This window comes from Sphingomonas sp. GW821-FHT02B09, assembly GCF_059421875.1.
On record NZ_JBWKVV010000021.1, the window covers coordinates 1 to 9788 of the forward strand.

The 9788-nt window shown below is 58.8% G+C and carries 7 protein-coding genes and 3 pseudogenes; 6 read left to right on the plus strand and 4 right to left on the minus strand.

What is annotated here, in order from left to right:
- Positions 1-109, plus strand: a pseudogene (locus AC07U4_RS24650) (IS481 family transposase); the annotation flags it as partial.
- A 92-nt stretch (positions 110-201) separates the two neighbouring features.
- Here the strand turns inward: AC07U4_RS24650 and AC07U4_RS24655 are convergent.
- A complete protein-coding gene (locus tag AC07U4_RS24655; protein WP_495197580.1) occupies positions 202-1173 on the minus strand; it encodes a UDP-glucuronic acid decarboxylase family protein in 972 nt (323 codons plus the stop codon).
- A gap of 630 nt (positions 1174-1803) precedes the next feature.
- On the opposite strand from AC07U4_RS24655, the gene AC07U4_RS24660 reads away from it, so the two are divergent.
- The 3 genes from AC07U4_RS24660 (at position 1804) to AC07U4_RS24670 (ending at position 5456) form a co-directional block, all read left to right on the plus strand.
- Positions 1804-3219, plus strand: a complete 1416-nt coding sequence (locus AC07U4_RS24660; protein WP_495197581.1) for an alpha/beta hydrolase family protein — start codon at positions 1804-1806, stop codon at positions 3217-3219.
- A 27-nt stretch (positions 3220-3246) separates the two neighbouring features.
- Positions 3247-4218 carry a hypothetical protein gene (locus AC07U4_RS24665; RefSeq protein WP_495197582.1) on the plus strand — a complete coding sequence of 324 codons (972 nt, stop codon included), beginning with the start codon at positions 3247-3249 and terminating at the stop codon, positions 4216-4218.
- 110 nt (positions 4219-4328) lie between these two features.
- Positions 4329-5456 (plus strand): DUF6625 family protein, encoded by a 1128-nt coding sequence (locus AC07U4_RS24670; protein ID WP_495197583.1) that lies wholly within the window; start codon positions 4329-4331, stop codon positions 5454-5456.
- Positions 5457-5519: 63 nt separating this feature from the next.
- Here the strand turns inward: AC07U4_RS24670 and AC07U4_RS24675 are convergent, their stop codons facing one another.
- Positions 5520-6698, minus strand: coding sequence for a glycosyltransferase (locus AC07U4_RS24675; RefSeq protein WP_495197584.1), 1179 nt, complete (start codon positions 6696-6698; stop codon positions 5520-5522).
- A 101-nt stretch (positions 6699-6799) separates the two neighbouring features.
- Between AC07U4_RS24675 and AC07U4_RS24680 the strand changes: the two genes are divergently transcribed.
- Positions 6800-7060 carry an acyl carrier protein gene (locus AC07U4_RS24680; protein WP_495197585.1) on the plus strand — a complete coding sequence of 87 codons (261 nt, stop codon included), beginning with the start codon at positions 6800-6802 and terminating at the stop codon, positions 7058-7060.
- Between the two features lie 22 nt (positions 7061-7082).
- Here AC07U4_RS24680 and AC07U4_RS24685 read toward each other — a convergent pair.
- Positions 7083-7936 (minus strand): annotated as a pseudogene (locus AC07U4_RS24685) (IS630 family transposase).
- A gap of 257 nt (positions 7937-8193) precedes the next feature.
- Here AC07U4_RS24685 and AC07U4_RS24690 point away from each other — a divergent pair.
- Positions 8194-9639 carry a radical SAM family RiPP maturation amino acid epimerase gene (locus AC07U4_RS24690; RefSeq protein ID WP_495197586.1) on the plus strand — a complete coding sequence of 482 codons (1446 nt, stop codon included), beginning with the start codon at positions 8194-8196 and terminating at the stop codon, positions 9637-9639.
- On the opposite strand, the pseudogene AC07U4_RS24695 reads toward AC07U4_RS24690, so the two are convergent.
- Positions 9636-9788, minus strand: a pseudogene (locus tag AC07U4_RS24695) (IS481 family transposase); the annotation flags it as partial. The gene AC07U4_RS24690 and the pseudogene AC07U4_RS24695 sit on opposite strands and share 4 nt — an antisense overlap.

The window sequence follows — 9788 nt, forward strand, 5'->3', positions numbered from 1 at the left end:
GACGCTCAGCGGCCTTACACCCTACGAATACATCGCCAAGATCTGGACGTCAGAGCCAGATCGGTTCATCGTCGACCCGATCCACCAGATGCCAGGACTGAACACCTAGTTACTCTCCCGACCTTGCCAGCCCGGCTGCTCCTGCCGTCGCTATCTGCGTTCGGCGTTGCGCCGGCCACACCATCAAGTCAGTAGCGCCCTTTATACCGCCTTACGCTGACGCAGGATTTCGTGGAAGTAGGCGATCGTACGCGCGAGACCTTCACGCAAGGGGATGGTAGGTGTCCAGTCGAGTATGGACTGGGCTAATGAGATATCGGGCTGACGCTGGCGCGGATCGTCGGCGGGAAGTGGCAGATGGATGATTCGCGATGCGGAACCGGTCATCTCGACCGTCAAGGCAGCGAGTTGGCCGATGGTGAACTCTTCCGGATTACCGAGATTGACGGGGCCGGTCACGGCGTCCCGGTTCATCAGCCGGCAAAACCCCTCGATCACGTCATCGACAAAGCAGAAGGATCGCGTCTGCGAACCGTCACCATATAGGGTGATTTCTTCTCCCCTCAACGCCTGGACGATGAAGTTCGACACCACGCGCCCATCGTTGGGGTGCATTCGGGGTCCATAGGTGTTGAAGATGCGCACTACCCGGATGTCCACGCCGTACTGTCGATGATAGTCGAAGAACAGCGTCTCCGCAGCGCGCTTGCCCTCGTCATAGCAGGAGCGGAGCCCAAGGGGATTGACGTGTCCCCAGTAGCTCTCAGGCTGGGGGTGGACGAGCGGGTCGCCATAGACCTCGCTGGTTGAGGCTTGGAAGATCCGCGCCTTGGTTCGCCTCGCGAGGCCCAACATGTTGATCGACCCAATGACGCACGTCTTAAGCGTCCGAACCGGATCGAACTGATAATGGACCGGCGAGGCCGGGCAGGCGAGATTGAAGATGCGGTCGACTTCGATCACCAGCGGCTGGGTAATGTCATGCCGCACCGTCTTGAAGCGCGGATTGCCAAGCAGGTGTTCGATGTTGGACCGCCGCCCGGTATAATAGTTGTCGAGGCACAGTACGTCGTGCCCGGCTGCTAGCAGACGCTCGCACAGATGCGAACCGAGAAATCCGGCACCACCGGTCACCAGCACCCGCTGGCGGAATAGCTCGTCGGCAGCTGTCATCAGAGTCTCGCCTCTCAATTTATTGCATTGCTTGCAGTTTTGCTGCCGACGCAGGGGTTTTCAGCGGTGGATGTACAGAGTTGGTCAGTTCCAGGATATTCCCATTCGGACGCATAGAGGGCAGCGCACAGTTCGAACGAATCGCCCACGCCTCGGAGATGCCGCTCGAAGGGGGTGGTCGATCGAAATCGCCCAGCCCAGAGCTTCCTTAGTAGTGCGTTGACTGGCTGATCGATGTGGGCCTGCGCGATAAACTGGGGTATGCCGGCCCTGCCAGCTCGCGCAAAGGTGCCGATTCCTCCGTGGTGGAAAATCTGCTGCGTGCGCGGCAGCTAGTGTGCGAGGTCTACGAAGGGAACGAGCAGGATGTTTTTCCGTTCATCCAGTCGCTCGGTCGCAAGGTGACCCGAAAGGAAGATCACGGGATGCACAGTGCTACGACGGGTTAGATGCGCCGCCTAGATTATCGGTTAGACTTAACCACGCCAGTCCCAAGACGTGCCCCCACAATTTGGGGGCGTTCCGGTCCATGGGCGTTATCGCGACGAACCGCGTCGGTTCGGACGATTCGCGCTCGACCACTGCGCCGCGTCGACATATCAGGATGCAGGCGGGAACGGGAGTTCTTCGATGCGTACGATCATGATGCTGGCCGGAACCTTTCTGATGCCGATCCAACAGGCCCAGCCGGCGCTATCTGCGGCTAAGGCCGCAACGTCCTCCGTATCAGGAGACTGGCAGGGAACCCTGTCACCGGCGCCCGGCCAGTCTATTCCCATTATCTTACATGTCACCGGCGCCCCCGGTCATCTAGCGGCAACGCTCGACAGCCCTTCACAGGGCGCGACGGGCCTACCGATCGAGTCAGTCGTTCAGAAGGGCGACGCAGTACAATTTGAGCTGGCGGCGCCCAAAGCCGGCTACGCCGCTACGCTCTCGCCGGACGGCAGAACGCTTTCCGGTCACTGGTCGCAGGGCGGCGCCTCGATTGCGTTGACCATGACGCGGACGGCGCCTGCGGGCCGGGCACCCTCCGTGGCACCGCAGCCCCCCCGGGCGCCCTTTCCCTACCGCAGCCAGGAAGTGGCCTTCGACAACGTGGCCGGTCGTGCCCACCTTGCCGGCACGTTGACCCTTCCGGTTGGGTCGAAGCCGCACCCCGCGGTCCTGTTGATCTCCGGTTCCGGTCTGCAGGATCGAAACGAGACGGTGTTCGGCCACCAGCCCTTTCTTGTCTGGGCCGACGCCCTAACCCGACGGGGCGTTGCCGTGCTGCGCGTCGATGATCGCCAAACCGGCGGGTCGACCGGGGAGGTCCATACTGCGACCACGGCCGACTTCGCCGGCGACGCGGAATCAGCAGTCGCCTTCCTCCGCTCGCGCCTCGACATCGATCAACGCAGGATCGGGTTGATGGGCCACAGCGAGGGAGCCAGCATAGCTGCCATGGTCGCCGCCAGTGACCCCGCTATCGCCTTTGTGGTCATGCTGGCAGGTCTGGGCGAATCCGGCCAAGACCTAATGCTGCAGCAGAAACGAACGATAGAGACTTTGCGCGGACTGTCCCCAGCGATGGTGGACCAGTCAGCGGGCAACATGCGGCAACTCTACGACGCAGTGAAAGATGCGCCGGATCAGGCGACGGCGGATGCGTCGCTTGAAGCGGCTTGGCAGACCGTGGCGGCGCAAGGCGGAGAATCTGGCGGGAGCATGCCCGCAGAGCTCCGCCTCATCGCCTCTCCATGGATGCGGTGGTTCTTACGCTACGACCCCCGTTCGACACTTGCACAACTCCGTTGCCCCGTTCTTGCAATCGGCGGCGCAAAAGACGTTCAGGTCGCGACCGATGCGAACCTTGCGGGCATCGCCCGCGCGTTGCGCGCCAACCGCGACGTCACGGTCGTCAATCTTCCGGGGCTGAATCACCTGTTCCAGACCGCATATACGGGGGATCCGGCCGAGTACGGACAGTTGAAGGAGACCGTTGCTCCTGCGGCGCTGCGAACGGTAGGGGATTGGATCATCAATCGGACGGGCCGTGGTTAGTCCGCCGATACGGGCCGCGACCGCGACATGACCCCGGCCAGCCATGTCCGGGAGCCGGATCCCGATCTAGGCGACGTGGTCGTCGTTTCAGGTTGCGACCAAGCCTATTTTCCCTTGGCAAAAGGGTTGTTCTCCTCCGTGCTCCCCTGGGCACGCTCGGTGGGCCTACGCTTGGCGTTCGTTGACGTCGGGTGCGATCAGGAATCTATCGCGTGGCTTCTGGCCGTCGGGATCGACGTGAGGAAATTGGACCCCGGACTCCTTGGGCATCTTCGGGGCAAGGCGTCTGGTGGTCACCATGCGCAGATATGCAGGCCGTTTTTGCCGGAAATATTTCCCGATGCTCCGATCATCGCCTGGATGGATGCGGACATGTGGGTTCAGGATCTGAGCGGCTTTCATGCCATACTAAACGCCTCCGCCCGCCTGCGCGACGGGATCTTGGTAAGTCCGGAACAGCATTTCACCTATTCGCGCGTCATGAATAGCGAAGCTCGCCGGGGGGAGATCGCGGAACTGGCTGAACCAATCTTCGGACTAGCGGTGGCATCGGAGATGCAGAACCACCCCGTCTACAATACGGGCTTCTTTATCGCGTCCCGGTCGAATCCATTTTGGCGCGAGTGGTCCAAAACAATACTAGATATTTATGTCGATCGCGTGGCCCAGATCCCTTATCGTGCCCTACATTTCGCCGAGCAATGCGCCTTTAACTATGTCGGCATCAGGACCAATGCCGCCTTCCATCACATCGATCCCGTGTACAATTACCTTTGTCTCTGGAACCCGCCGTTCAGGGATGAAGCGGGAACGGTGCGCTTGTCGGCAACGCCGGCGTCGCCGGTCGGCATCCTGCACCTCGCGGGTGGTTGGCGCCTCTTTGGACGGCGCTACTTGCGCGCGAAGCTCCTGTACGGGAACGGCGAGAACCTATCCCCCCGGGAGATAGACGCGTTGCGAGACTTTTCGGCGGCCAGCCATCGGTATGGCCGGACCTAACGCGCCGCCCTGCGCCACGGGCGCGACCGGAGGGCATGTCGCGGCGGCGAGCGTGCGGGTAATGGTTCCCCCATCTGCGTGCCATCGGGATCGCGGCTAGGATGAGCCGCGTGATCCTGTTCGCCGACTATTTTGGCAGGAAACCGGAATGGCTCGCGTTGTTCTTCAGGAGCTGCGCGGCGAGTCCATCTGTGGCCTGGATCATGCACACCGACATGAAGGATGTCGGCCCCGTACCGACCAACGTGATGATCGTCACAATGAGTCGTGAACGGTACTGCAAGTTCGTTTCCGAAAAACTGATGATCACATTTTCTCCTTCCTCCATGTACAATATTTGCAACATAAGACCGGCAATGGGCGAGTTGTATGCGGATCTCATCACCTCGGCGACTCACTTTGGGTGGTGTGACGTCGATGTCGTATTTGGCGATATTGGTTCGTACCTCACCGGCGAGATACTTCGGCGTGACGTAATTTCCTTCAGTGGCAGCATCTGCTCGGGCCACCTGACCCTGTTGAGGAACACGCGCCAATACCGGTCTATGTACCGCTCAATACCGAATTGGCAAAAGTTGATGAGTTCTCCTATGATCGTCGACTGGGAAGAAAGCGTTGACGAATCGTGGCTGAGCGTCCTGTGTAGCCCCAAGGACCTTTGGCGTCGCCAGTATTCGGCCCGCACTTTCCCCGACGCCAACCACATTGACCACTACCGCCAAAACAATCACTTTGAGGAACAGTGGACAACACCGTTCATGCCGATGCGATGGCGGGACGGGCAAGCCCTGCATCCCGAGGTGTGGTATTGGGACGAGGGGACCCTGTCAAACTGCAGCGATGGAGAGCATTCCTTTCCATACCTCCATCTCATGAACTTCAGGTCGCCACGCTACGTCCGGGAAAGCTTGTACGGGCATTGCGCGACGTGGGACGATGCGCACGAGCTTTTGCATCCAAGCGCGCTGACCTCGGAAGTGGTTCGGATCAGCAGGCTTGGCATCTGCGGAATCTCACGGTGGCAGCGCGAAGAAGAGTTGGAGCAGTTCCGGCGATGGCGTGCGTCGAGCGCCACCCTGTGCGCCCTCAATCCGGCAGAGATGATCGACGCATCAACTGCCTTGGGAGTGCAATGGACAGATGGTAATCGCTATGCCGACTTGGCCGGTGTGCTAGCCCCCGAGGCAAGAAGGCGTCTCGCTGCCTACCTAGCGTCGCAGCGGGCTCCGCCTCGCTGACTGGCGAGCGAACAAGATGCGGCCGTGGCGGTCGATGCATTGCCGTGGTCCCCGGCCGAGCCGTTAGCCGAGTCCTACCACCCCTTCAATAGCGTCGAGCGCCCTCTGGGAAGGGGATGGTGCCTCGGCGTCCGACCAGTCCTGCCAGAGACAAGTTCGATCGCTCCAGCGTTCCAACGACCGCCGCAAGGCGGATTCGATCACATCGGTCGAGATGGCATCGGGATCGCACACCTCTGCAAGCCCGCGCTGCTGGAGTAACTCCGCATTGTACACCTGATCCAGTCCGAACGGGACCACAACCATGGGCCGTCCCGACCGGGCGGCCGTGGCCAGCGATCCCGAGCCCCCGTGGTGAACGACCACCTTCGCCAAGGGCATCGCCGACGTGTGCGACACATAGCGCTCCACGCGGGTGCGGGGCCCGATTGCTTGTGCAATGGTGCCCGAACCATGGTTTGAGACGAAGAGTAGTCGCATGCCCAGCGCCACGCTGGCCTTCTGCATGCTGTCGAAGAGCGCTTCGACGCGGTGGTCGACGAACGAGCCGAACGAAACAAGAATGAATGGCTCCTGCGTCATCCACTCCGCGAGGTCGTCTTGCACGGGCGCGTCGACCTTGAGGATGGGATAGCCGACCTCTTTGGGCATCGACAGCAGCAGGTCCGGACTGCTGGTGAGACAGCGGGGATACAAGCCGAGCATCAGGTCACCGGCGAAGCGGCCCATCTGGGGAAAGGAGCGGCGTATGAGACCGTAGGTGCTGCGTAGGGCGGTTAGACGCGCCCTCCATTCCCGGGCATAGGGGTCGAACGTTGCACCACCCCAATTCCGCAACAGAACTGCGGGACTGAGGCAACAGCTGACAAGGGGCAGCTGAAGATATTCGGCAACTAGGTGCGCGACAGTTACCAACGGCGTGGAAACGATCACGTCGGCGTTATCGGCGAGCGAAGCAAGCCGCCTGAACATTTCCTCTAAGTTCCACAGGCTTGATTCGGCCATGAAGCGGGCAAACCCGGTTTCTGGTCGAACTATTTCCCTGCGGATTTGCCTGCTGTCTAGGTATGAATCGTCGCCGAACGCCTCGAAGCATAACCCGCACGTCGCGACAAGTTCGCGGTAGCTGGTACTCGTGGCGACCAGAATTTCGTGTCCCTTATCGCGGGCTGCCATTGCGATGGCTAGAAGGGGCCGGATGTCGCCGAGCGTCCCCGACGTCGCGATCAGCAGCTTGGACATGCCGAACCTTGTGCCATGGCTGACGGGATTGACAATAGGCGGAGGCGGACGGTAGCTCTACGATATATACAAGATCACCTCAATTCGGTGGAGGCTGGTGCGTGGCTTTGCGTGATCGAATTCTAGCTGCGACCGCGGAGCGCGGCAACATCGAGCTTTCGCAGGTGGGTGACGACACTACTATCGAAGCCCTCGGAATAGACTCGCTGACGTTCATGGATTTGGTGATGTCTCTGGAGGACCAAGAAAACGTCAACCTCTCAGATGTGGATATCGATCAACTTCTCTCAGCGGTACGCTTGGGTGAGCTCGCCTCAGTGTTCGAGGGCGCGGTGAGACGGGCTAGTACGGGACGCGCATGACGATCATGTCCTATGCGTGGTGCTAGTGGACTGATTCCAACGTTTGGTCCCGCGTCTACCTGCGGCGATGATCTTGTTCGGATTCGCGCGCCAGATGAAAGGTCGAGGCTGCTGGTTATGCTCCTTGATGAAACGGTTGATGGCAGCCTGCAGGTCAACGACGGAGTGGAAGACGCCGTTTTTTCAAGCGGCATGTTGCGTCCGATCACCGAGCCATCGAGGACGTTCAGGGCGGCGAACAGCGTCGTGGTGCCGTTGCGTTTATAGTCGCGGGTCATGGTCGCGCCCCGGCCGCGCTTGAGCGGCAGGCCCGGTTGCGTGCTGTCGAGCGCCTGGATCTGGCTCTTCTCGTCCACCGACAGCACGATGGCATGGCAGGCGGCGAGACGTACAGGCCGACCACATCGTAAAGCTTTTCGGCAAATGCCTTGTCGTTGGACAGCTTGAAGCTGCGCCAGCGGTGCGGCGCCAGGCCATGGTCGTGCCAGATATTCACCACCAGGAGGCCGCAATACCGACCGCCTTTGCCATGGCACGTACCGTCCAGTGCGTCGCCGTACGGTCAGGCGGCTCCAGCGTCAGCGCAACGACCTTGTCGACCAGCGTGGTCTTGAGCGGTGTGATCCCCGGCGGTCGCGTCTTGTCGCGCAGCAGGCGATCGACGCCTTCGGCCATGAAGCGCTCCTGCCAGCGCCACACGCAGGTCTTCGACTTGCCCGTCGCCGCCATGGTAGCGACCGTGCCCAGGCCATCGTCGCTCAGCAGGACGATCCGCGCCCGTCAGACATGCTTCTGCAGCGAGCCTCGCGCCGCCACGATCCCCTCAAGCCATGACCTGTCGGAGGCCGTGACGCTGACCTCGATCCCGCTGCGCATCCTGCACCGAGAACTACAACGACAACCACCCGCACTCAGGGCTCAAAGTGCGTTCACCACGCGAGCATCGCGCACTGATTTTTGCAACCGCTTGAATCTGTGCGGGAAAACGGGGCCAGATCATGGACGAACGCGGGGCATCATTAGTGCCGCGAGTTGGAGCACTTCACAGCCCTTACGTGCATAACAATCTCCATTGCGTTAGATGCGAGTTTGATGCAGCCTCCGTCTGGGACGCACATTGAATAGGTGGTAGAATGCCTACTTCTTTCTCGAGCGTAAGTCAGGCTGACGTCAATCCGACGATCTCCGAAAATCCGACGATCTCCGAACGTTTTCGCAGCGTATTCAACCTTGATGAAGACACAATGTACTCTTTGGCTCATTCCAAAAGATTTCTGGAGCGCTGGACTGTCGACGAGTCGTTTAGGGAAGGTATACTCGATGAAACACTAACACTAGCAGAGGCACAAAACCTCTGTGGATGCAAGATCGACGTACAAAGCTTGTTACCTGTTTTTCATCCCGACTATACAGTTTATCGAAGATCAACAAATTTACTGGATTGGCCGCTGGCGTTCCTGTGGGATACACATCTAGCAAGTGCTCTTGCCGTTCGAGATCAGATAGCGCCAGCAGCCGGGACTAACGGCTTGAATCCTGCCTTTGATGCTTGGAGAGGCCGCAACATCAATCGGGCCGCTTTGCAATTAGATGTCGCTGCAATCGGAATAACGCATCCTCCGATAGCATTTGAGTTGTCGTCCGGATGCTCGGTAGGGTGTTGGTTTTGCGGCATATCGGCGGAGAAGTTCAAGGGTCACGCTAGCCTAGCTGGCGAGGGCGCGTCTGAATGGCGCAAGACCGTTGAGGCGGTTAAGGATATTGTCGGGAATGGCATACAATGTGGATTTTGTTACTGGGCAACCGATCCGCTCGACAATCCAGAGTATCCAGAGTTTATCCGGATATTTGAAGAGGTGACTGGCGTTATCCCTCAAACCACCACAGCAATACCGCTCCGCAATGTTTCTTTGACAAAGGAGGTTCTTCGCATATGGAACGAGAAGAAGTCGACTCCGAATAGATTTTCCGTTTTAACCAAGCGGCAGTTATTAGAGATTCATAACTTGTTTACTCCGGAGGAGTTGTACGGAGTTGAACTTGTTCTCCAGACGGGTAAAGAGCTGGCCGTCACAAAGTTCGCTGCTGGAAGAAACCTGGAAAAGGTACGCAGCAAAAAAGAGGACTCGCTTGACGGCACAATCGCGTGCGTGACGGGATTCCTAGTGAACATCGTTGAGCGAACCGTTAAGCTTATTAGTCCGACTATGCCATCAGAAAAGTGGCCAAACGGCTATATAATCTACGAAACTCACAATTATACCAATGCCAGCGACCTTGGATCCAAGTTGAGACAAATTGTAAATAATAATATGGCCCAAGGCATGATCGGCAATAAACAACTCCGCCTTACAGATGGAGCTAGGTATGATCGAACGGCGAGCAAAAGAGGTGTTCTATTCAGAAAAATAGAGGTAGCTAACGATTTTATTGAGGTTGTGGGTGATCTTATTGCTCAAGGGCAAAGCACACCAGTACAGGTAGTAGAGCACTGTATGGAGCATGGAATACCTGTTATAACTGCGGTAGCAGAGTTGGAAAAAATATGGCAGGAAGGTATCGTTGTTCAGGGTGTCTAGGTATTTAGTCCCGGCATCTGGTGGATCGCATCGATGATGAAGCGCTCCAAGTCCGAGGTCCACATTTTGACCATGTATTCGTAGGGTGTAAGGCCGCTGAGCGTCTTGAGCCGGCGGGCGAAGTTGTAGGCGGCCATGAAGTCGGCGAG